At 34.5% G+C, this 21957-nt stretch carries 20 protein-coding genes and 1 pseudogene; 13 read left to right on the forward strand and 8 right to left on the reverse strand.

Translation table 11 applies throughout. The features are described from left to right. The 9 genes and pseudogenes from CCY98_RS00300 (at window position 1) to CCY98_RS08730 (ending at window position 10955) form a co-directional block, all read left to right on the forward strand. A complete protein-coding gene (locus tag CCY98_RS00300; protein WP_112056619.1) occupies window positions 1-2439 on the forward strand; it encodes an NADH-quinone oxidoreductase subunit G in 2439 nt (812 codons plus the stop codon). Beyond that, a complete protein-coding gene (gene nuoH, locus CCY98_RS00305) occupies window positions 2436-3434 on the forward strand; it encodes an NADH-quinone oxidoreductase subunit NuoH (protein ID WP_112056620.1) in 999 nt (332 codons plus the stop codon). The genes CCY98_RS00300 and nuoH overlap by 4 nt, the downstream gene beginning before the upstream one ends. Beyond that, window positions 3431-4060, forward strand: a complete 630-nt coding sequence (nuoI, locus tag CCY98_RS00310) for an NADH-quinone oxidoreductase subunit NuoI (protein WP_112056621.1) — start codon at window positions 3431-3433, stop codon at window positions 4058-4060. Before nuoH ends, nuoI begins: the two co-directional genes overlap by 4 nt. Then, window positions 4053-4616, forward strand: coding sequence for an NADH-quinone oxidoreductase subunit J (locus CCY98_RS00315; protein ID WP_112056622.1), 564 nt, complete (start codon window positions 4053-4055; stop codon window positions 4614-4616). Before nuoI ends, CCY98_RS00315 begins: the two co-directional genes overlap by 8 nt. After that, complete coding sequence (gene nuoK / locus CCY98_RS00320) at window positions 4613-4915, forward strand: NADH-quinone oxidoreductase subunit NuoK (RefSeq protein WP_112056623.1); 303 nt, start codon at window positions 4613-4615, stop codon at window positions 4913-4915. Before CCY98_RS00315 ends, nuoK begins: the two co-directional genes overlap by 4 nt. Before the next feature lie 3 nt (window positions 4916-4918). Then, the gene (nuoL, locus tag CCY98_RS00325; RefSeq protein ID WP_112056624.1) at window positions 4919-6775 is read left to right on the forward strand and encodes an NADH-quinone oxidoreductase subunit L; all 1857 of its coding nucleotides are present in this window, start codon (window positions 4919-4921) and stop codon (window positions 6773-6775) included. Then, window positions 6760-8298 (forward strand): NADH-quinone oxidoreductase subunit M, encoded by a 1539-nt coding sequence (locus CCY98_RS00330; protein ID WP_112056625.1) that lies wholly within the window; start codon window positions 6760-6762, stop codon window positions 8296-8298. Before nuoL ends, CCY98_RS00330 begins: the two co-directional genes overlap by 16 nt. Further along, window positions 8298-9779, forward strand: a complete 1482-nt coding sequence (nuoN, locus tag CCY98_RS00335) for an NADH-quinone oxidoreductase subunit NuoN (protein WP_112056626.1) — start codon at window positions 8298-8300, stop codon at window positions 9777-9779. Before CCY98_RS00330 ends, nuoN begins: the two co-directional genes overlap by 1 nt. 146 nt (window positions 9780-9925) lie before the next feature. Next, window positions 9926-10955, forward strand: a pseudogene (locus CCY98_RS08730) (type I restriction endonuclease). A 44-nt stretch (window positions 10956-10999) separates the two neighbouring features. On the opposite strand, the gene CCY98_RS00345 reads toward CCY98_RS08730, so the two are convergent. From CCY98_RS00345 to CCY98_RS00370, 6 genes are read right to left on the reverse strand one after another with little or no spacing between them, the layout of a single operon-like run. Then, window positions 11000-12370 carry a sodium-dependent transporter gene (locus tag CCY98_RS00345; RefSeq protein ID WP_112056627.1) on the reverse strand — a complete coding sequence of 457 codons (1371 nt, stop codon included), beginning with the start codon at window positions 12368-12370 and terminating at the stop codon, window positions 11000-11002. Between the two features lie 43 nt (window positions 12371-12413). Continuing rightward, window positions 12414-13343 (reverse strand): hypothetical protein, encoded by a 930-nt coding sequence (locus tag CCY98_RS00350; RefSeq protein ID WP_112056628.1) that lies wholly within the window; start codon window positions 13341-13343, stop codon window positions 12414-12416. Further along, window positions 13343-14413, reverse strand: a complete 1071-nt coding sequence (gene aroC / locus CCY98_RS00355) for a chorismate synthase (protein ID WP_112056629.1) — start codon at window positions 14411-14413, stop codon at window positions 13343-13345. Before aroC ends, CCY98_RS00350 begins: the two co-directional genes overlap by 1 nt. Then, window positions 14410-15084 carry a ribonuclease III gene (gene rnc / locus CCY98_RS00360; RefSeq protein WP_112056630.1) on the reverse strand — a complete coding sequence of 225 codons (675 nt, stop codon included), beginning with the start codon at window positions 15082-15084 and terminating at the stop codon, window positions 14410-14412. The genes aroC and rnc overlap by 4 nt, the downstream gene beginning before the upstream one ends. Before the next feature lie 2 nt (window positions 15085-15086). Next, window positions 15087-15518: a ribonuclease HI gene (rnhA, locus tag CCY98_RS00365; protein ID WP_112056631.1), complete on the reverse strand. Its 432-nt coding sequence runs from the start codon at window positions 15516-15518 to the stop codon at window positions 15087-15089. After that, the gene (locus CCY98_RS00370) at window positions 15493-16545 is read right to left on the reverse strand and encodes a tetratricopeptide repeat protein (protein WP_112056632.1); all 1053 of its coding nucleotides are present in this window, start codon (window positions 16543-16545) and stop codon (window positions 15493-15495) included. The genes rnhA and CCY98_RS00370 overlap by 26 nt, the downstream gene beginning before the upstream one ends. 121 nt (window positions 16546-16666) lie before the next feature. Here CCY98_RS00370 and dnaG point away from each other — a divergent pair, with 121 nt between their 5' ends. From dnaG to CCY98_RS00390, 4 genes are read left to right on the forward strand one after another with little or no spacing between them, the layout of a single operon-like run. Next, window positions 16667-18340: a DNA primase gene (dnaG, locus tag CCY98_RS00375; RefSeq protein ID WP_112056633.1), complete on the forward strand. Its 1674-nt coding sequence runs from the start codon at window positions 16667-16669 to the stop codon at window positions 18338-18340. Beyond that, window positions 18318-19295: a 7-cyano-7-deazaguanine synthase gene (locus CCY98_RS00380; protein WP_112056634.1), complete on the forward strand. Its 978-nt coding sequence runs from the start codon at window positions 18318-18320 to the stop codon at window positions 19293-19295. The genes dnaG and CCY98_RS00380 overlap by 23 nt, the downstream gene beginning before the upstream one ends. Before the next feature lie 17 nt (window positions 19296-19312). Then, window positions 19313-19927 (forward strand): nitroreductase family protein, encoded by a 615-nt coding sequence (locus CCY98_RS00385; protein WP_112056635.1) that lies wholly within the window; start codon window positions 19313-19315, stop codon window positions 19925-19927. 52 nt (window positions 19928-19979) lie between these two features. After that, window positions 19980-21086: a methyl-accepting chemotaxis protein gene (locus tag CCY98_RS00390; protein ID WP_112056636.1), complete on the forward strand. Its 1107-nt coding sequence runs from the start codon at window positions 19980-19982 to the stop codon at window positions 21084-21086. Between the two features lie 34 nt (window positions 21087-21120). On the opposite strand, the gene CCY98_RS00395 is transcribed toward CCY98_RS00390, so the two are convergent. Beyond that, complete coding sequence (locus CCY98_RS00395) at window positions 21121-21690, reverse strand: flagellar FLiS export co-chaperone (RefSeq protein ID WP_112056637.1); 570 nt, start codon at window positions 21688-21690, stop codon at window positions 21121-21123. A 53-nt stretch (window positions 21691-21743) separates the two neighbouring features. Beyond that, window positions 21744-21956, reverse strand: coding sequence for a DUF5408 family protein (locus CCY98_RS00400; RefSeq protein ID WP_112056638.1), 213 nt, complete (start codon window positions 21954-21956; stop codon window positions 21744-21746). Window position 21957 lies beyond the last annotated feature (1 nt).

Here is a 21957-nt window from a genome sequence, read left to right on the forward strand (position 1 = left end):
ATGGAAATGATTCAAATTAAAATAGACAATCGTGAAATACTTTGCAAAGAGGGCGAAACTATTTTAAATGTGGCACGCGCTAATAATATTTTTATACCTGCGATCTGCTACCTCTCTTGCTGTTCTCCAACTCTAGCTTGCAAAATGTGTATGGTAGAGGCTGATGGTAAGCGAGTGTATGCTTGTAATGCTAAGGTAAAAGAGGGTATGGAAGTGGTCGTAAATACTCCTGAGATAGAAGAGGAGAGAATTGCGATTATGCAAACCTATGATGTCAATCATCCTTTGCAATGTGGTGTGTGTGATAAGAGTGGGGAGTGTGAATTGCAAAATTACACACATTATGTTGGAGTAAGAGAGCAAAAATACGCACTCAAAGATGATTATAAAGCTTTTAATCATTGGGGGCAAACAGTTTATGATCCAAATTTATGTATTGTGTGTGAGCGATGTGTAACATTATGTAAAGATAAAATAGGCAAAGCTTATATTAAAACCATCAAAAGAGATGGGGAAATGCCTGATAAAGAATACAAAGAAACAATGCCAAAAGATGCTTTTGGAGTTTGGAATAAAGCAAAAAAATCACTCATAGGACCAAGTGGCAGTGGAGATTGTAAGGATTGTGGAGAATGTGCGAGTGTGTGTCCTGTAGGAGCTTTGGGGATTGGGCATTTTCAATATCAATCTAATGCATGGGAGCTAGAAAAGATTCCTAGCACTTGTGTGCATTGTGGAAATGGCTGTCCTTTGACTTATGAAGTCAAGCAAGAGAGCATAAGTGGAGAAAAAAGAAAAATCTATCGTGTTACAAGTGATTGGAACTTTGCAACTCTCTGTCCAGCAGGACGCTTGGCTTTTGAAACTAATCATCAAGAGATTCCTTATGAGACTTTAAAAAACAAAGACGCCTTTAATGCAACCATCGTAGCTTTTAAAGAATCAAAAACCATTCGATTTTTGGGGAATGTTACTAATGAAGAAGCTTTGATTTTGCAAACTTTAAAGCAGAGGTATAATTACCGCTTGGTGTGCGATGAAGTGTTTGCCTTTCAAGAGTTTTTGGCAGAATTTGCTAGTGGCAGTGGAAGTTTGGGCAAAGCCACGCAAAAAGAAATAACTCAAAGCACCTTTGTAATGTGTTTTGGTGGAGCAATGAGCTATGATATGCCAGTGGTAACACATAGCATTAATAATGCTATGAAGCAAAACAAAGGTGCTACTTTGGCATATTTTCATACGATGAGAGATTGTGTGGCAAGTGGGTTTGTTAAACCTGCAAATTTGGTAGAAGCATTTTATAAGCCTCAAAGTGAGGAAGCATTTGCGCTTTTGTTAGCTAGTATTTGTATCCCAGAGATTCCACATTCTCTAAAAGATCAAATCCAAAAATATGAGAAGAAAATCTTTAAAGAAATTATTCAAAGTAATGAAAAATCAGAAACAGCAGAGGAGATCAAAGAAAATAAAGAAATTCTAAGTAGCGAATTGGTGGAATATTGTCTTTTAGAAGAAGCTAATTGTGCTTTTAAAAAGGATAATCTAGAGTTTGATATTGAGGCTTTAAGGAAAATGGCTTTGAGTGCTGAAAATCCGATTTTGATTGTTGGGCTTGATGTGTATCGTGCAAAAAATGCTAAAAATATTGCTCGCATTTTAGCTTTGATTGAAAAATATTCAAAGTTTAAAATTATGCTTTTGCCACCTAGTCCTAATGCACTAGGAATCTCTTTGATTTGTGAGTTAAGCCAAGAAAAAGAAGGCTATACAATAGGCTATAACACAAAAGGAGATTTTAGAATCGGTACAGAAAGTGATAATGTGCTTATTATGCCTTATTTACAAGAACAAGAAGGAACTTTTGTTAATGTAGATAAGCGAGTTGTTCCGCTCTCTAATGCAATTCCCTACAAGGGTTATGAGCTTAATGACATTGCAAAAGAGCTTGGTTTGGACTTGGAGCATACCATTGACTACACGCAAGAATTGCCTATGCAAAAGGGTTTTAGATGTGTGGAGTATGATAGTTTGAAATATGGCTTTTTAAATGATGGGACAGAGATACGCGGTTATTTGCTTAACCCCTTAATTGAAGAAAAAGAGATTAAAGTAGAAGAAGTACGACTAGATCTGCTAGAATCCTATAATCTCTATGCAAGAGATGCTATGGCGCATTTTTCTAGAGAAACGCTTCAATCACAGCTTTTGTATTCTAAAAATGGATTACAGGTTTCAGAGGCTTTGGCAAAGAGCTTGGGAGTAGAATCAGGCAATCTTGTAGAAGTGATTTTTGATGATTCTAAGGTATTAGCAGTGGAAGTTGTTGTTGATAAAGAAATGGAAGGCGGAATTGCAGCGCTTGGAGTGTGTGGCTTGGAGAAGTTTGAATATTTCCCTCAAAGTCGTTATGCAAGAGCGCAAATAAAGGTTATAAAATGATGGGATTTGTGATTGAGACTTGTATTAAAGTTTTGTTGGTAGTTTTAATATTTTTTGCATTAGCAGGATTTTCAACTTATATTGAGCGTAAAGTTTTGGCTTTTTTTCAAAGAAGACTTGGACCTGCAATAGTGGGACCTTTTGGGATTTTGCAGATTTTAGCAGATGGAATCAAGCTTTTTACAAAAGAGGACATTGTCCCAAGTGGTGCTAATTCTTTGATTTTTAGAATTGCACCAGTGATCACTGCTGCTACAGCTTTTATTGCAATGGCTCCCATTCCATTTTTTCCAGAATTTGAGCTTTTTGGTAGGGTGATTCAGCCGATTATTTCAGATATTAATGTTGGTGTTTTGTTTGTGCTTGGAGTGGGAGCTGCTGGACTTTATGGACCACTTTTAGGGGGGATTAGTGCAAATAGTAAATATTCACTTTTGGGGGCTGCTAGGACAGCAATTCAGCTTTTGAGTTTTGAAGTAGTTTCTGGATTATCGCTTTTAGCACCTATTATGCTTGTTGGTTCTTTGTCGCTTGTAGATATTAATCAATATCAAAGCAATGGAATCACAAATTGGCTTATTTTTTCTCAACCTTTAGCTTTTGTTTTGTTTTTGTTTGCAGGCTATGCGGAGTTAAATCGAACGCCTTTTGATTTGTTGGAGCATGAAGCTGAGATTATAGCAGGGTATGCCACAGAGTATGCAGGAATGCGTTGGGGAATGTTCTTTATTGGAGAGTATGCAAATATGATTACTCTTTCATTTCTTGTTTCGTTGTTATTTTTGGGTGGCTTTAATCCGCTTTGGTTTATTCCTGGTGGGATTGCCATTATCTTAAAAGTAATGTTTTTTATTTTTCTGTTTATGTGGGTTAGAGCAGCATTTCCACACATTAGACCCGATCAACTTATGGGAATGTGCTGGAAAGTCTTGTTTCCTTTGGCACTTTTGAATATTTTAATTACAGGAATTGTTGTTTTAGGTGGTGGTCTATGAGTCGATATGTTAAATTGGTGGATCAAAATCCAAAGCTTAACTATACACAGAAGTTTGTAAAGTTTTGGAATCGTGCATTAAAGGGCGAGTTGTTTGTGGGACTTTGGTTGGTATTAAAGGAGCTTTTAAAAGCACAAATTCACACGGTGCAGTATCCACTAGAAAAACTACCCTTAAGCCCAAGGTATCGCTCTGTGCATGAATTAAAGCGATTATTGGAGAGTGGAAATGAGCGGTGCATTGGTTGTGGGTTGTGTGAAAAGATTTGTGTTTCTAATTGTATTCGTATGGAAACAGCTTATGGGGAAGATAAGCGCAAGAAAGTTTTAGAATATACCATCAATTTTGGTCGTTGCATTTATTGTGGGCTTTGTGCAGAAGTTTGTCCTGAGTTAGCTATCGTGCATGGCAAGCGCTATGAAAATGCAAGCGAACAGCGAGCCTCGTTTTCTTTAAAAGAGGATATGCTAACGCCTATGGACAAAATACTATCTGGCTTAGATAGTGAATATGAAGGAGTGGGAAGTGTTAGCATAGATGCTGATAAAAAAATCAAAGCAACTCCATTAAAGTATTTAGAAAAATTAGAGCAAAAAGATGAAGAAAAAGGGGTTGAAAATGTTTGAGGCTATTGCTTTTTATGTTTTTAGTGCATTAACTTTAGCAATGTTTTTGGTTGTGGTAAGCACAAGCAGTATTCTTTATGCTTTGAGTGCTTTGGCAGCAGGAATGATTTTTATTTCTGGCTTTTTCTTTTTGCTGGGTGCAGAGTTTTTAGGGGTTGTGCAAATTGTTGTTTATACAGGGGCTATTATCGTGCTTTATGCTTTTGCAATTATGTTTTTTGATGTGCAAAAATTGCAAACTGAAAGGGTTGAAAATCCTCGTGTTTTATTTTTATTAACAGGACTTAGCGCCTTACTTTTGGTAGTGGTTGTAGTTGTTCCCATTGTAAGTGAAAATCTCACTCAACTCTCACCACAGATTCCAATCAATGAAGAAATAGGAAATGTGCAGATGATAGGGTATATGCTTTTCACAAAATTCCTAATTCCTTTTGAAATTGCTGCTATTATGCTTTTGGTGGCAATGATTGCAGGAATTATTTTGGCGGGTAAGGGCATGCAGCATTCTCTTACTTTAAATGAGAGCGAAGAAATACAAGCAAAGGATAAAGAATGATTACACTAAATCATTATTTGATTGTATCGGTTTTAATGTTTGTAATTGGTGTGTTTGGGATATTAAGGCGCAAAAATCTTTTAATGTTATTTTTTTCAACAGAGATTTTGTTAAATGCGGTGAATATCGGCTTAGTTGCCATTGGGTATTACTTGGGGGATTTAAAGGGGCAGCTTTTTGCTTTTTTTATTCTTGCAGTTGCAGCAAGTGAAGTTGCTGTTGGGGTTGGGTTATTGATTGCTTGGCATAAAAAATATCATACGCTTGATTTAGATTCTTTACAAACAATGAAGGGCTAGAGTATGGAATGGATTTTATATATGGCTTTGTTTTCGCCTTTAGTGGGTGCATTTTTTGGGATTCCCTTTGCTTCAAAAAGTAAATTCTTATTTGTAGGAGTATTTGCAACTTTAATGCTAGGGGTTTCGTTTGTAGCCTCTTTAATGCTGTTTGTTTATGCTTTTCAAGGCGGAGTTTTAAAAGTCGTGCTTATGGATTGGATTGGGGCTGGGGGGCTTTATATTCCTTTTGGTTTTTTGATTGATAGTGTAAGTGCGACAATGGTGCTTGTAGTAACGCTTGTTTCTTTATGCGTTCATTTATATTCAATTGGTTATATGAAACACGATGAAAGTTTTAATCGCTTTTTTGTTTATTTGAGTGCTTTTGTGTTTTCTATGCTGATTTTGGTGATGAGCGATAATTTTGCTGGATTGTTTATTGGCTGGGAGGGTGTAGGACTCTGTTCTTGGTTGCTGATTGGCTTTTGGTACGGAAGAGATTCGGCTTCTTTTGCCGCCAATGAGGCGTTTATTATGAATCGGATTGCTGATCTTGGAATGTTGCTTGGAATCTTTTTAATTTACTGGGTGTTTGGCACTTTAAATTATGAAATTGTTTTAAGCAATATTTATGAAGCGCCTTATGGGATTTTAGTAGCAATTGGAATCTTGCTTTTTGTGGGTGCAATGGGTAAGAGTGCGCAGTTTCCGCTTCATACTTGGCTTGCCGATGCGATGGAGGGACCAACTCCTGTTTCTGCGCTAATCCATGCTGCAACAATGGTAACAGCTGGGGTTTATCTTGTGGTTAGAGCAAATCCCCTTTATGCGATGATTCCTGAAGTGAGTTTTGCTATTGCTTCTTTAGGGGCTTTTGTAGCTGTTTTTGCAGCGAGTATGGCACTTGTTAATAAGGATTTAAAGCGCATTATTGCTTATTCAACACTCTCGCAGTTGGGGTATATGTTTGTAGCAGCTGGGCTTGGTGCGTATTGGATAGCACTTTTTCACTTAGCCACTCACGCATTTTTTAAATCTTTGTTGTTTTTGGGAGCTGGAAATGTTATGCATGCTATGAATGATAAATTGGATATTACTAAAATGGGAGCTTTGTATAAACCGCTAAAATACACTGCGATTTTAATGATTCTAGCTTCAATTGCATTAGCAGGAATCTATCCTTTCTCTGGCTTCTTCTCCAAAGATAAAATTTTAGAAGCAGCTTTTGGAAGCGAAGCTTATGTGCTTTGGGGAATGTTGCTCGTGGGAGCATTTTTAACCGCTTTTTATAGTTTTAGATTGATTATGCTTGTATTTTTTGTGGAAAAAAGGCACGAAGAAACTCCACACGAAGCTTATCCTTATATGATTTACGCAATGATTCCACTTGGTATTTTGGCGGTTTTTAGTGGTTTGTTTGAATCAAATTTTCACCATTTTATCTTAAAGACTCTGCCCGATTTTGATTCTAATTTAAATCAAAAAGTAATATGGATTTTAATTGGAGCAACAACTATTATCGCACTTAGTGGAATTTTATTCGCGATTTTTAAATATAAAAATGGTGGTTTTTCTAAAAAGTGGGAAGAAACTTTTGTTTATAGACTTTTATCGCAGCAGTATTACATTCCTAAATTTTATGAAATTGTTTTTATACGTGGTTATGAAAAAATATCACAATTGATGTGGAGTATTGATAAAAAGGTGGTTGATTTTGTGGTGGATGCGATTGCTTATTTGTTAAGTGATAGTGGAGAGAAGTTGCGCGTGATTCAGAGTGGAAATCTATCTAAAATGTTGCGCATTATGTTTTTTGGGTTAGTGTTTTTGTTAGCACTTGTATTTGTTTATAGGGAGAACTTATGGATTACATTCTAACGCTGCTTATCTTTTTTCCTTTTTTGGGTGCTTTGCTTGCAGTTGGGATTAAGGAAAACCTAAAAGCTTATGGGGTTATGATTAGTTTTATTGAGTTGCTTTTGGTTTTATTAATGTGGTTTATGTTTGATAGTGAGATTGAGGGCTATCAATTTATAAACTTCTTCCCATTGGTGTCGAGTTTTGGTGTTAGTTATTTGGTTGGACTTGATGGCATTTCATTGTTTTTGATTGTTTTAAGCGCCTTAATTAGCTTTTTGGCTTTTATTTATCTTAATGAACAAAAAGAATTAAAAAAGCTAATCATTTCTCTTTTATGTTTAGAAGGTATTATGATAGGCGTTTTTTGCGCTTTGGATGTTATCTTGTTTTATGTTTTTTGGGAGCTTTCTTTGGTGCCTATGCTGTATATTATTGGTGCTTGGGGAAGTGAAAATAGGGTGTATGCGGCTGTAAAATTCTTTTTATATACCTTTTTAGGGTCGCTTATTATGTTGGTTGGAATCTTATTTTTAGCTTATTATTATTTTAATGTGAGTGGTATTTGGACTTTTTCGCTAATAGAATGGTATAGTTTTGGGGCGATTACAAAAGATGTTCAAATATGGCTATTTCTTGCATTCTTTTGTGGATTGGCTGTTAAAGTTCCAATGTTTCCTTTCCATACTTGGTTGCCTTATGCGCACGGACAAGCGCCAACAATTGGTTCGGTGATTCTAGCGGCAGTTTTGTTAAAAATGGGAACCTATGGATTTGTTCGTTTTTCTCTACCCTTGTTTCCTGATGCAAGTGTGTCTTTGATGATTCCTATGGCGATTTTGGCGCTAATTATGATTGTTTATGGATCATTGGTAGCTTTTGCGCAAAAAGACATTAAGCAGGTCATTGCTTATAGCTCTATTTCGCATATGGGTGTGATTATGATTGGAATCTTTGCGCTAAATTTAGAGGGGATTGCGGGGGCAATATTCCTTATGTTAAGCCATGGAGTGATAAGTGGAGCATTATTTATGCTTGTGGGTGTGATTTATGATCGGCGACATACCAAACTAATGAGTGAGTTTGGTGGATTGGCAAAGGTTATGCCAAATTATACTATGGTTTTTGGAATCATGATGATGGCTTCAATTGGGTTGCCACTTACAATGGGCTTTGTTGGGGAGTTTTTGTCTTTGTTAGGATTTTTTAAAGTATCGCCTATTATGACAGGAATTGCTGGGCTTAGTATTATTGTTGGAGCGGTTTATATGCTCTATTTGTATCGAAAGGTTTTTTATGGAGTTTCACGCAATGCCGCAAATCAGAAGTTAAAAGATTTGGATTCTAGAGAATTGAGTGCATTGTTACCATTGGTAGTTATTGTGATTTGGTTGGGGGTTTATCCAAAACCGCTTTTAGAGCCCATTAATAAAGGTGTGGAGAATATGTTTGCTGTGTTGTATTCGCATATTGATTTAGAAGAGACTAAAGATTTTTTTAATTTTGAAAGCTTAGAAAATCCCTTAACTTGGGAGGGTAAATAATGTTAGAGTCTTTTAGTATAACTTTTGGTGAGTTGAATTTTTTTAGCATTATCCCAATGGTGATTGCCATTGTTGGTGCGATTTTAATCATTGGCTTGGATTTGTATATTCAAAAGGCAAACAAACAACTATATGCGATGTTGGCTATTGTCTTTTTGGTTTTAGATTTGGGCTATGTTGTGTTGTTTGGTGGATATGGTAGGGCATTTTTTGATTTGGTGTTGATTGATGGAATATCTATGCTTGGGCAAATTATTATCTTAGTGGGCGCTATTTTGTTTTTGCCATTAACTCTAAGTTATAATAAATTCCATGAATTTCAATATCCAGAATATTATGCTCTTTTTTTATTGATGTGTGTTGGATTTCAATTTATGGTAAGCAGCGATCATTTAATTGTTATTTTTTTGGGGCTTGAAACAGCTTCTTTATCGCTTTATACACTCATTGCAATGCACAATCGTAAAAATTCCCTTGAAGCAGCGATTAAATACTTCACTATGGGGGCTCTCTCGGCTGCTTGTTTTGCCTTTGGTTCTATGCTTTTGTACGCAGCAAGTGGTTATTTGGATTTAGAAAATATTAAAAATGCCCTTGATTACAGCAATTATCAGCCGTCTTATTTGATATTAGCTGCAGTGGTGTTTTTTATTGCTGCTATTGGATTTAAGGTTTCATTGGTGCCTTTTCATACCTGGATGCCAGATGTTTATGAAGGATCTAATTCTTTCTTGGCAGGATTTATATCTGTTGTGCCAAAAATAGCTGCTTTAGTGGTGGCGATTCGGATTTTTAGCATTTTCCAAGATTTGATTTGGGTGCATAATATTTTTTATTTGCTTGTGATTGTAACAATGACTTTGCCTAACCTTGTGGCACTTGTGCAAAAAGATGTTAAAAGAATGTTAGCATATAGCTCTATTTCGCATGCAGGATTTGTTTTTAGTGCGATTTTGATTGCAAGTTTTCAGTCTTTTAGCGCACTTTTTATGTATTGGATTTTGTTTTTGTTTGCTAATTTGGGGATTTTTGCAATGCTTTGGATTACTAGAACTAAAGAGCAAAAATGGGATAAACGCTATGATCACCCTTATGAAAAATTTTCTGGACTTATAAAGCTTTGTCCTTTTATGGCGGTTATTATGGCTTTGTTTATGCTTTCACTTGCAGGAATCCCTCCCTTTTCGCTTTTTTGGGGCAAAGCTTATTTAATGAGTGCAGCCATTAATAATGGCTATTTATTTTTAGCAGTTGTAATGGCACTTAATAGTGCAATTGCGGCTTATTATTATTTAAAACTCATTGTGTATATGTTTTTTAAAGAGCCTCTTGTGGAAAATGGTGCAATCTATCTGCAAAATGTAACTTTGCCACTTAAAATAGTAGTGGGAATCGCTGTGGCTTGTGTTTGTCTTTCTAGTCTTTTTGTGGATGATATTTTGTATTCTGTTTATTATTTTTTAGAATCAAGTGCTATTTAAAATAATAGCATTGTGCAGGATTTGTTTGTAGTTGAAGATAAATAACACACATAGGGATTAAAAATATACTTTATGATTAAGAAAAAAATTATTTAACCGAAATATAAAGTATTTTTTTGTAGAATTTAGCGATCTTTAAGGTTAAAATGGATTTTGAAAATCAGTTAAGTGCAATTATAGAGACTATTTCAGAAAGAAAGGCGTTAGTTAATACAGAAGAAGCTACCAAGATGACTTTTATTATACCATTTTAAAAGCTTTAGGTTATGATGTTTTTAATCCTAGTATAGTTGTGCCAGAATATACGGCGGATATAGGGATTAAAAAAAGGTGAAAAGGTTGATTATGCAATATTTAAAGATGGTAAGCCATTTATCCTAATAGAAGCAAAGAATCATACAGAAAATTTAAATAATCATAATAATCAATTAGTGAGGTATTTTAATACAGATTCTAGTATTAAGTTTGCTATTTTGACTAATGGGATTGAGTATAGATTTTTTACGGATATTGAACAGCCAAATTTGATGGATAAAGCACCCTTTTTGGTTGTTAATCTTGAAAAACTAAAACCAAGAGATATTAATAATTTAAAGCAGTTTATCTACACAAATTTAAATTTAGATGAAATTTTAGATATTGCTATAAAAAAGAAGTATTATCGTGGTATTCAGGAGATTTTTAAAAGTGAAATAGAAGACCCTAGTAACGAATTTACAAGTTTCTTTGCTAAACAACTTACCGAAAAACGAATGACTACTGCTGTGCTAGAAGAGTTTAAAGGATATATTTCAAAATCTTTTAAAGAAATTATTAATGATTTAGCTTATGAAAAAATTACAAGCATTAAAAATAATCTTCAGTCAATTAATGATGATGAGCAGGAAGTGCAAGAGGAAGAGGCAAAGGAAATTAAGAATTGCAAGGCTTTTACATTGTTAAATCTATTTTGGGTAGCGCCAAAGTAGATTTAAATGATATTTCTTATAAAGATACTTTGAGCTATTTTGGGATTTTATATCAAGGTAAAGTTACTAAGTGGATCTGTAGGTTATATTTGACAAACACCAAAAAAGTATTAGTTTTCCAAATGGGCAAACTTATAATTTAGAGAAGTTGGAAGATATTTATAATTTAAAAGATGAAATTATGAATGCATATGAAAGTAGGAAGTAATGTTTTATAGGCAAAGATATTTGTAAATATCTTTGCCTATAAAATCAAATTTTTATCACAAATCCGCCAATAAAAATTGCAAGAATAATGGGTGGTATGATGTATTTGATGTAATAAAACCAAATAAGACTAAAAAGTGAGGATTTGGAAGAGTGATTATTGATTTCTTTAATCGCACTTTTATCTAAAACCCAGCCAACATATATAACAGAACCCAAAGCAGTAAGCACAAAGAATATATTTCCGCTGATAAAATCAAAATTGTCAAAGATATTTCTGCCAAAAATGATAATATCACTCCAAGGTCCATAAGCAAGAATACAAGGAAGATTCCCCAAAATAAAAACTGCTATTAGTGTAAAGCTAACTGCTTTATTGTGCGAGAGTTTAAATTTCTCTTCTAAAATACTAATGATAACTTGATAAATGGTCAATGAAGTTGTAAGTGCTGCAATTAGCAACAAAACAAAAAATACAATTGCAAAGAAACCGCCAAAAACCATATGTGAAAATGCAATGGGAAGGCTTTTAAAAACTAGTGAAGGTCCAGAATCAGGAGCTAACCCAACACTAAAGAGTGATGGAAAGATAATAAAACCTGCTAGGATTGCCACAAGTGTATTAATAATTCCAGTAATGCAAGCGGTTTTGACAAGTTTTTCATCTTTTCTAAGGTGAGAAGAAAGTGTAATCATAACCCCAAATCCAAGAGAAAGTGCAAAGAAAACTTGTCCCAAAACATACAAAAAGAGCTTTGGTGTAATGGCAGAAAAATCAGGAATGAGATAGAATTTAATCCCCTCCATTGCGTTTTCTAGTGTAATATTGCGCGCTATCATTCCCAAAAGACATAATAATAAAAGTGGCATAAGCCACTTAACAGATCTTTCAATTCCATCAATAATGCCTTTTTTAAGAATAATGTAGTTTATGACAACAAAGATTAAAGTGTAAAAGCCGATTAACCAAGGTGAATTTTCTATATTTTGAGAATAGAATTCTGAAGTGATTTCTTTTGTAATGGGGCTTGATAGATTAAGTCCAATATCCCCAAAAAAGGAAGTAAAAATATTAGCAATATAAGCAATAACCCAACCCCCAAGCACCATATAATAAGCCAAGATTCCAAAAGCACCTATGGCTCCCATATAGCCTATGATTTTCCACGCACTTTTGTTTGTGTTCTCTTCAAAGGCATCAATAGAGTTTTTGTGTGCCATTCTGCCAATCACATTTTCAACTAAGATAATAGGGATTCCAACTAAAATCATCGCAAGAATAAAGATAAGCACATAAGCGCCACCACCATTTTCCCCCACAAGATAGGGGAATCTCCAAGTCGCCCCAAAGCCAATAGTGGCACCTGCAATAGTTAGAATATAAGTGATGTGATTAGTCCAAGTTTGTCTTTGCATTTTTGTGTCTTTAAGAGTGAAATCTAGGCTATTATATAGGATTTTAGCTTGATAAAGTATAAAGATTTTTTAAATTTTGTAAAAATGAATCCCATTTTGTAGATTGGTTTAAAATCGCGATTCCTTGTAAGATTTGTTGTGCTTGTAAGTTTGGGTTTTCAATGGCTTTTAAATGACTAAGAAGTTGCGATTTAAGAGAATTGTGGTTTAGATTCCATACTTCTTGTATGGGTAAAATCGCTTTGGCATAGCTTGTGAGATTGGCATTTTGGTTGGGGGCGATTTCTAGTGCGATTCTTGGGGTTTGAGAAGCAATGATTTCCATTAAAGTTTGCCCGCAAGCACAAATGCAAAGATCCATTTTGTAAAATAAATCTGCCATTTCTTCTTGTGTTAATCCATAATATCCTTTTGCTTGGCTAGTGAGTTTGGTGTTTTTGTGGATATAGTGGATTTCATAATTGGGATTATATGTTGTTAGTGTTTCTATAATAAAATTAGTAAGATTTAAAATATCTTCACCGCCTAGTGTAACTAGAATCTTTTTTATTTTTGGGTGTGGAGATTTAATGGGTGTAGTGTTGAGCTTTTGCAAAAAGGGCTTTTGAAGAAGTCGATAATCTCCACCTAAGAGAAGTGTGTGGTTTGGATAATGAGATTGATAAAGCGTTTTTTGAGCATTAGGAGCGTTGTTTAGTAAAATTGCATTAGGGTAGGGCAAACGCAAGGTGTCATCAAAAAATAAGCAATGTGTGGCAAAGGTGGTTGCTTTTTGGTAAGATTCTAGCTCTAAAACATAAGAATCAATAACAATTAAATCGCATTTTTTTAACTCCAAATCCAAAAGACTAGCATCAAGCAAGTAAGCTTCAAATCCATTACTTTTTAGAATCTCTAAAAGTGCATTGCAACGGCTAAAATGCCCTAGTCCAATTCCAAATTTTTTGTCTGCAAAAAGGAGTGCTTTTGGCATTAATAGATTTTTTTAAGGTTTTCTAGCTTGGAAGTGGCGTTTAAAAGTAGCATATCTGCTAGAATCAAGGCTAGCATTGATTCACACACAACGCTACCACGAATGGCAATGCAAGGATCGTGGCGTCCTTTGATTGCGCAAATGTGTTTTTTATTTTGGATATTAATGGTTTCTTGAGGTATAAAAATGCTTGGTGTAGGTTTAAAATGTACTTTAAAGTAGATTTCCTCACCATTACTTATTCCGCCTAAGATTCCGCCACTATGATTGCTAGAAAAGCCATTTGGTGCGATAGAATCATTATGAAGTGAGCCTTGCATTTTTGAGGCTTTAGTTCCGCTACCAATCTCTACAGCCTTAACACCATTTAAACCAAGCATTAAAGCCCCAATAGCTGAATCAAGTTTGTAATAAAGTGGTTCTCCAAGTCCAATAGGGACATTAATAGCGCTAACTAATGCCACCCCCCCAATGCTATCGTGCGAGTTTTTAGCCCTTAAGATTGCTTCTTTTTGAGATTCTTCCTTATCTTTGTCTAAAGAAAAAATTTCACTCTCTTTGGCAAAATTAAAATCAATTCTTTGACATTCTATCTCCCCTATGCTAAAAATTCCACTTCTTAGCGTGATTCCAAACTCGTTTAAAAGGCATTTGGCAATCGCTCCCGCTGCTACCCTAGCAGAAGTTTCTCTTGCGCTTGATCTTCCGCCACCGCGATAATCTCTGATTCCATATTTATGGAAATAGGTAAAATCTGCATGTCCGGGACGAAAAATATCTTTTATATTAGCATAATCACTACTTTTATTAGCACTATTGTGAATGAAAAAACCAAGGGGAGTGCCTGTTGTTTTGCCTTCAAAAACTCCACTTAGAATCTGAACTTTATCAGCTTCTTTTCTTTGAGTAGAAAACAAATTTCTTCCCCCTTGCCGCCTTTGCATCTCTTGAGCAATAAAGTCTTCATCAATGGTTAAGCCTGCTGGAAGTCCATCAAGCACACCCCCAATCCCTGCTCCGTGGCTTTCGCCAAAAGTTGTTAGTTTAAGGGCTTCCCCAAAAGTATTCATTGTTTATCCTTTAAAATTTTAAGTGCAATTTTGGCGCAATTTTGCTGGGCTTCTTTTTTGCTTTTTCCTTTGGCTTTTGCGTATTCTTTGTTTTGAATAAAAACTCCCATAAGAAACTCTTTATTATGATCAGGACCTTTAGAATCAAGCACCACATATTCTGGCGTGATTCCAAATAAGGCTTGGGTAAGTTCTTGTAAGCTTGTCTTATAATCATAAAAAAGATTTTCTAAATCAATTTTTGGGTATAAAATATCTAAAATTTTCAAAACAATAGTTTGCACTTTTTCTAAGCCACTTTCTAGATAAATTGCCCCCACAATTGCCTCAAAGGCATTAGAGAGAATTGAATCTTTTTCTCTGCCATTGTTTTGTTCTTCAGAATGTGAGATATAAAGACATTCTCCGATATTTAAATGCCTTGCAATTTTTGCAAATGCTTTTTCATTGACCATTGAAGCGCGCATTTTGGAGAGTTCACCTTCAGGAGAATGGGGGAACTTTTTGTATAAAAATTCTCCAATAATCAAATCCAAAACAGCATCGCCTAAAAATTCCAATCGCTCATTATGGGTCGATTTTTTAGCACTCTTGTGAGTGAGAGCTTCTTGGAGCAGGTTTTGATTGGAGAAGTGATAGCCTAAATATCGCTGAAAATCATTTAAATTCACTTTTATTCCTTTTGATTTTTAAGTTTTAATGCTTCTTCTTTAGCAATTTTATCACAAAGTTCATTTTCTTTGTGTCCATTATGTCCTTTTACCCACGCCACTTGAATTTTGTGAAGTTTTGAAACTTCTAGATATTGCTTCCAAAGTTCTGGATTTTTGACATTTTTAAAATTTTTAATAATCCAGTTAGGAAGCCATTTAGAAAGCCCGTCTAAGACATATTTTGAATCACTAATCACTAAAACCTCGCAAGGTTCTTTGAGAGCTTTTAAACTAAAGATAAGGGCGGATAATTCCATTTGGTTATTGGTGGCATTTTCTGCACTACCTTTGATAATTTTTTCTTTGTCTTTGTAGCGCAAGATTCCACACCAGCCACCATAGCCTGGATTCCCCAAAGAAGATCCATCACAAAAGAGAGTAACGCGTTTCATCTTGTTTTTGCTTTAAGGTAATAATAGTCTTAGCACTTAGCAATGTGCCACAATGCGGACAAGTTTCAAAAGGTAATGGCATATTGGCTTTACAAGCTGTGCAATGATAGGTGAATTTTAAATCCCCAGTGTAATTTTTGTTCTTATTTAAAAGTGAAAGCACTTCTAGCTCAAAACTCTCTTTTTTGTTATCAGTGGTTGGGTAAAATCCTTTGGCTTCTAAAATATTTTGGAGTAGTTTGTTTTTAATAGGGCTAGTTGGGAGTTCATTTGGATTGCAATTCCATAAAATATCTAGTATTTCTAAAAGATTTGTCGAATTAAGATTTTGGATATTTTCCCAAAATAGGGCAGGGTGAAAGTCTTTTAAAAAAGAGAGTATGATTCGTGAGAGTTTGGGTTCTTTTTGAAAAAGCATTAGAATTTTTTTGATTTTATCTTGATTGTCATCTTTGTGAAAGATTAGAATCTTGACTTCTAAATAATGTCGATGCAGGGTTGTGCCACCTTCAATTTCTTCTAGGCAATCTAGGGCTTCTAGGGCTTCTTTGTAGAGATTCAAATCTTCATAGATTTTAATAAGGGATTTGAGAATCTTTTGGGAGCGTGGATAATGGTGTAAAATTTCCAAATAAATCTCTTTAGCCCTTAGGGGAAATCCTGCTTTATAATAAATATTTCCAAGCGATTCTAAAATGGGAATTTTATCAATGGGGTTTTTAATGTGATCTAGTAAAGTTGTATAAAGGCGAATGGCTTTTTCATAGTTAGCACCTTTTTGATACATATTTGCCATAAAAAGAATAGAAGGGATTGGGTTTTGGCTAAGAGCTAGGAATTCTTTGATTTCTTTATCAAAGCCAATATAATCAAAACTCTCCATAAATTTAGCAAGGGATTTATGTTGTTTTTTGCTGATGATATAATTCCAATAATAAGCAAAAAGACTAATAATTCCAATGCCAAAGATTAAAATAACAATCCCAAATAATGGATCGTGATAATCAATATTTTCTAAAAAATCCAAACTAAACCTCGTAAGAATAATAAGAATAAAATAATCTTGCAAGAATTATAGCAAAACTTATAAGGGGAATTTAGAAAAAGTTTAGTAAAATTTGATACTCTCTTAAGGACTAGGAAAAATTGTGATTGCAGAGCAAAGCATTGAAGCATTAAAAAATCAGCTTGATATTATTGAAGTGGTTTCGCATTATATTGAATTAAAGAAAATAGGGGCTACTTTTAAAGCTTGTTGTCCCTTTCATCAAGAAAAAACTCCTAGTTTTGTTGTAAATCAAAATAAAGGTTTTTACCATTGCTTTGGTTGTGGGGCAAGTGGAGATAGTATCGCTTTTGTGATGCAATATGAAAAGCTTAATTACAAAGAAGCTATAGAAAAACTAGCACAACTTTACAACTTTACACTAACCTATGAGAAAGATAAAAACTCTTTTCAAGAAGATTCTTATAGAATCATGGAATTTATGAAAGAGTATTATCAAGACTCACTTACAAAAGAAGTGGAGTCATACATTCAATCGCGCGGAATCACATTGCCCACGCAACAAAAATTTGAGCTTGGATATGCAGGTCAAAATTATGAGATTATGACTACACTCCAAAAATATTCTATTAATATTCAAGAAGCTTTGAATCTAGGCATTTTGGGTGCGGATAATGAAAATGGAGCGAAGCGGTATTATGCTAGGCTTACACAAAGGTTGATTTTTCCTATTCGCTCACCACAAAATAAGATTGTGGGCTTTGGTGGGCGCACTTTGGGGAATCATCCAGCAAAATACATTAACTCTCCACAAACTAAGCTTTTTAATAAATCACAGATTCTCTATGGATATCCACAAGCCAAAGAGACAATTTACAAAAAAGAAGAAGTGATTGTAACAGAGGGATATTTAGATGTTATCATGCTGCATCAAGCGGGTTTTACAAACGCAGTAGCTACACTTGGGACGGCTTTAACTAAAGAGCATTTGCCACTGCTTTCTAAAGGAAATCCAAAAGTGATTCTTGCCTATGATGGTGATAATGCGGGAATGAATGCGGCTTTTAAAGCAGCTTCTTTATTGTCTTTGGCTAACAAAGAGGGTGGTGTTGTGCTATTTGATGGAGGTTTAGATCCTGCTGATATGGTAAAAAATGGAGATATTGCAAGATTAAAAGAACTTTTTTTATCTTCGATTCCTTTTATTGATTTCGTGCTTGAGGGGATTATAAAGAAATATGATTTGGATAATCCACTTCAAAAAGACAAATGTTTGCAAGAAGCTTTGGGTTATTTGCAGCATTTTTCTTTGGTGATTCAAGAAGATTATAAGGGTTTTTTGGCGCAGAGATTAAAACTACCTAGTCATCTAATAAAAATCAAAAGAAATAATCAAAAAAAGCAGGTAAAAGAGCCAATTAGAGGTGAAGAGAGCTTTGATTTAGCAGAAAAGGCGATTATTAAAAGTGTGCTAGAGGATATGAATCTTTTAGAATTTGTGATGGATTTTTTAGAACCTGCAATGTTTTTAAACCAAAAGGAAGCTTATTTGAAGCTTTTAAAAGGAGAGTTAAAAGACCCTAGCTTGATTCGAATTTTGCTAGACAATAAGATTAAAGCTCAAGACAAAGAAAAATTAAAGCAACAAATGATTATGATTCTATACCAATACTATGAAGAACAAAAACAAAAGGTAATCAGCAAAAAACAGCTTTCTTTAAGGGAAAAGTCGTTTTTAATACGGAAATACCAAAAATATTTAGATAATTTAAAAAAAGGAGACTTGATCGTTTATGAAGGCTTTGGCGCTTTTTAGCGGTGGTTTAGATAGTTTATTAGCCATTAAAATTATCAAAGATATGGGCATTGAAGTGTTGGCTTTGCATTTTGATATAGGATTTATCGGAAAGAATGATAAAAGTGAGGCTTTGAGGGCTATTTTAGATCAAATTGAAGTGCCTTTAAAAGTAGTGGATATTAAAAGGCAATTTTTTGATGAAGTTTTATTTGAGCCTAAATATGGTTATGGTAAATATTTTAATCCTTGTATTGATTGTCATGGAAATATGTTTTCACACGCATTTTCTATGTTGGAGAGTGAGGGGGCAAGTTTTGTTATTAGTGGAGAAGTTTTGGGGCAACGCCCCAAAAGTCAAAGAGCTGAAGCACTTTTGCAAGTAGAAAAACTTTGCAATGCACAAGGATTGGTAGTGCGTCCTATGAGTGCTAAGCTATTACCTATTACCATTCCTGAACAAAAAGGTTGGATTGATAGAGAGAAGTTGCTTGATATTCACGGCAGAGGTAGAGAGAGACAGCTTAAGATGGTAGAAGAATATGGGATTAAAAACTTTGCAAAGCCTGGCGGTGGTTGTCTTTTGACTGAAATTTCTATTGCTAATAAAATCAAAGATTTAAAATCTCATAGAGAAATTGTGTTTGAAGATATGGAAATGGTAAAATATGGACGCTATTTTGTTTTACCTGATGGAGGGCGTTGTATTGTTGCTAGAAATGAGGAGGAGAATCATAAACTCTCTTTTGAGCATCCCAAAATGAGTAAGATTGAATTGATAGATTGTGTTGGACCTTTGGCATTGGTAGAAAAAAATTCAACAAAGGAGGATAAAGAAATGGCGATTGCTTTAGCGTTAGTGTATGGTAAGACTGAAGCTAATCAGACCTATAAGGTTCGATTTGAAGGGAATGAAAGAGAGGCTAAGCCTTTTATTTCTAGAGAAAAAGCGCAGAAATTTTTATTGCTATCTTAAAAATCAAAAGAGTAAATATGCAAAAAGAAGCTTTTAGTAAAATTATAAATCAGAGATACTCTTGCAGAGAATTCAAAGAAAGTCTTTTAAAGAGAGAAGATTTAGAGTATATCTTGGAAGCTGGGAGATTATCACCGAGTTCTTTGGGATTAGAGCCTTGGAAGTTTTTGGTGGTGCAGGATTCTAATAAAAAAGAGGAAATTTCAAAGATAGCTAATTATCAAGGGCATGTTAAAAAATGTGGAGCTATTATAATTATTTTAGCTAGATTAGATTTTGAAGAATATTTTATTCCTAAACTTCAAGCAAGAGGAATGAAAGAAGAAGAACTACAAAAGCGTATCAATCTCTATAAGCCTTTTATTGAAAGCATGAATGAAGATGAAAAATTGCATTATGCTAAAGAGCAAACTTATTTGGCTTTGGGGAATCTTGCTAATGCTGCTTGTGCTATTGGGCTTGGATCGTGTATTGTTGGTGGATTTGATTCTAAGGCTTTGGATTGTTATTTAAAGCTAGATACCACAAAAGAACGAAGTTCTATTATGTTGATCGTGGGAGAATATGAAAATAAAGCAATTTCACAAAAAGCGCGTTTTAGCAAAGAAGAGGTGATTACTTTTCTTGATTAGTGGATAATTGATTTTCTAAGGGGTAACTAAAAATTTAAAAAAGGAGTATAGGATGTTTGGGAGTTCTAAAAGGGAGAAGGAATTAGTAGCAGAGAATAGTGATCTTAAGCGCAAAATAGAGCAGTTAGAAAAAGCATTGCATCATTGTAGTTTAAAAAATGAAGAATACCAAAAAGCTCTAGGGAAACCACAAAAAGATGAAGAAAAGAGTGAAGTTTTTAATGAAATGTTTGGAATGATGACACAATCTTGCGCAAAAAATCTTAAGATATTGCAAGATGATTTTTCAAATTCTGTGGAGATGTTACAAGAATCAGAAAAAATCTCGTTTCAAAATTACAAACAAACACAATCGCTTGAAGAATTAATTGGTGGGACCATATCAAGTGTGGTAGAGAAGTTTAATAGCTTCCAGATGATGATTGCTCAAGTTTATCAGGATTTGGATTCGATTACTAATGTAATTAATCTAATTACAGATGTTAGCGATCAGACTAATCTCTTAGCGCTTAATGCAGCTATTGAAGCAGCAAGGGCAGGTGAGCATGGTAGAGGATTTGCAGTTGTAGCAGATGAGGTAAGAAAACTTGCAGAGAGAGCTCAAAAAGCAACAAAAGAGATTGAAATGAATATTCAAGTTTTACGCCAAAATTTCTCAGAGGTGCAGAGTTCTACAGAAGAAATCGTTAGCGATATGGATAATGTGAATGGAGAAGTTTTGAAATTTGCAGAGATAGGTCAAACTTCAATGGCAGTTCGAGAAGATGTGGCAAATGTTTTAGATACAACTTTTATTGCATTAGTAAAACTCGATCACTTGCTTTTTAAGATCAATAGTTACAAAGCAATTATTGAAGATAACAAAGAAATAGAATTAGCCACACATCGTGAATGTCGTTTGGGGAAATGGTATGATGCAGGAATTGGAAAAGAATATTTTAGTCAATTAGGTAGTTATGCTAGTTTAGAATCTCCACATTCTGGAGTTCATGATTCCTTTAGAGCGGCTTTAGATATTTTTAAAGAATCAGGATTGCAAAAAGGTAGTGAGATAATTAAATTTATTAAAGAGGGTGAAGTGGCTTCAGATAATGTAGTCTCTGTATTGGATAATCTTTTAAAAGAGAAAATGACAGAAAGAAAGAATGAGCACAAATAAGTTTAGAATATGAGGATTAAAACTCCTCATATTACTATCTAAAAAGACTCTTAAAAGAATTAGAATCAAAGTTTTCAAAATCGTAATTTTGTGTAGCGCCACCAAGTGGAAGACTTGCTTTTTCTATAAGTGAGCTGATTTTTGACATTTTTTCGCCAATTTCATTGTGTTTTTGCGATAAACTTTCCACTAAAGAATCTTCTTTGTTAATTTGGCTTGGCAAAGGTAGGGAGAGAGAGACATTTTCACCTGCAAGATTAAGTGTTAATTCTTTTCCAAAGAGTGGTTCGTTTTTGAATTGCGCTGCTTTTGCCACAGAATCAAGAGTATCAAGGTTTGTTGTATTGATTTCCATATCTTTAGCTTTTGCGCTTAAAGCATTTAGAGTAATATCGGCAATCTGCATTGCCCCAATCATTTCATTAGCGCCTTTGATTCCATCGCTAAATTTGCGTATTTCTAAAGCTTCTTTGGAGAGATTGGGTAATTCTTGTGTTTCTTGTGTTGTTTGCACTTGCGATTTTACTTCTGCTTCTTTTGGAAGTGAAGTTGGTTTTTGTGAGTAGATATTTCCTATTCCATAGGGATTAACAGATGTTAACATTGAAACTCCTTTTAAATTTTAAAGGACTAAAGCATTTTTTGTTCCAAAAAAACCTATTGTTTTTGCTGTTTTTCTAGTGCAAGTATTTTTTGTTCAAGTATTTTTTGATTTTTACTTAGATTGGCAGTAGCTGTGATTTGATTGAGTAAAACCCATAAGCTAAGTGTTGCAAAAATGATAGTTATCACGCAGCACACAAGAGCAATTTTGACAGCTTTTGTGGCGGTTTTGTTAGAATGATTGATTTCTTTATTTAAGTTTTCCATT

This window comes from Helicobacter sp. 11-8110 (assembly GCF_003288905.1).
Taxonomy (GTDB): domain Bacteria; phylum Campylobacterota; class Campylobacteria; order Campylobacterales; family Helicobacteraceae; genus Helicobacter_D; species Helicobacter_D colisuis.

Bases quoted from the DNA above. Each gene is read 5' to 3' on its own strand.
- CCY98_RS00300 (WP_112056619.1), top strand. From the start codon at position 1: ATGGAAATGATTCAAATTAAAATAGACAATCGTGAAATACTTTGCAAA.
- nuoH (WP_112056620.1), top strand. From the start codon at position 2,436: ATGATGGGATTTGTGATTGAGACTTGTATTAAAGTTTTGTTGGTAGTT.
- nuoI (WP_112056621.1), top strand. From the start codon at position 3,431: ATGAGTCGATATGTTAAATTGGTGGATCAAAATCCAAAGCTTAACTAT.
- CCY98_RS00315 (WP_112056622.1), top strand. From the start codon at position 4,053: ATGTTTGAGGCTATTGCTTTTTATGTTTTTAGTGCATTAACTTTAGCA.
- nuoK (WP_112056623.1), top strand. From the start codon at position 4,613: ATGATTACACTAAATCATTATTTGATTGTATCGGTTTTAATGTTTGTA.
- nuoL (WP_112056624.1), top strand. From the start codon at position 4,919: ATGGAATGGATTTTATATATGGCTTTGTTTTCGCCTTTAGTGGGTGCA.
- CCY98_RS00330 (WP_112056625.1), top strand. From the start codon at position 6,760: ATGGATTACATTCTAACGCTGCTTATCTTTTTTCCTTTTTTGGGTGCT.
- nuoN (WP_112056626.1), top strand. From the start codon at position 8,298: ATGTTAGAGTCTTTTAGTATAACTTTTGGTGAGTTGAATTTTTTTAGC.
- CCY98_RS00345 (WP_112056627.1), bottom strand. From the start codon at position 12,370: ATGCAAAGACAAACTTGGACTAATCACATCACTTATATTCTAACTATT.
- CCY98_RS00350 (WP_112056628.1), bottom strand. From the start codon at position 13,343: ATGCCAAAAGCACTCCTTTTTGCAGACAAAAAATTTGGAATTGGACTA.
- aroC (WP_112056629.1), bottom strand. From the start codon at position 14,413: ATGAATACTTTTGGGGAAGCCCTTAAACTAACAACTTTTGGCGAAAGC.
- rnhA (WP_112056631.1), bottom strand. From the start codon at position 15,518: ATGAAACGCGTTACTCTCTTTTGTGATGGATCTTCTTTGGGGAATCCA.
- CCY98_RS00380 (WP_112056634.1), top strand. From the start codon at position 18,318: ATGAAGGCTTTGGCGCTTTTTAGCGGTGGTTTAGATAGTTTATTAGCC.
- CCY98_RS00385 (WP_112056635.1), top strand. From the start codon at position 19,313: ATGCAAAAAGAAGCTTTTAGTAAAATTATAAATCAGAGATACTCTTGC.
- CCY98_RS00390 (WP_112056636.1), top strand. From the start codon at position 19,980: ATGTTTGGGAGTTCTAAAAGGGAGAAGGAATTAGTAGCAGAGAATAGT.
- CCY98_RS00395 (WP_112056637.1), bottom strand. From the start codon at position 21,690: ATGTTAACATCTGTTAATCCCTATGGAATAGGAAATATCTACTCACAA.
- CCY98_RS00400 (WP_112056638.1), bottom strand. From the start codon at position 21,956: ATGGAAAACTTAAATAAAGAAATCAATCATTCTAACAAAACCGCCACA.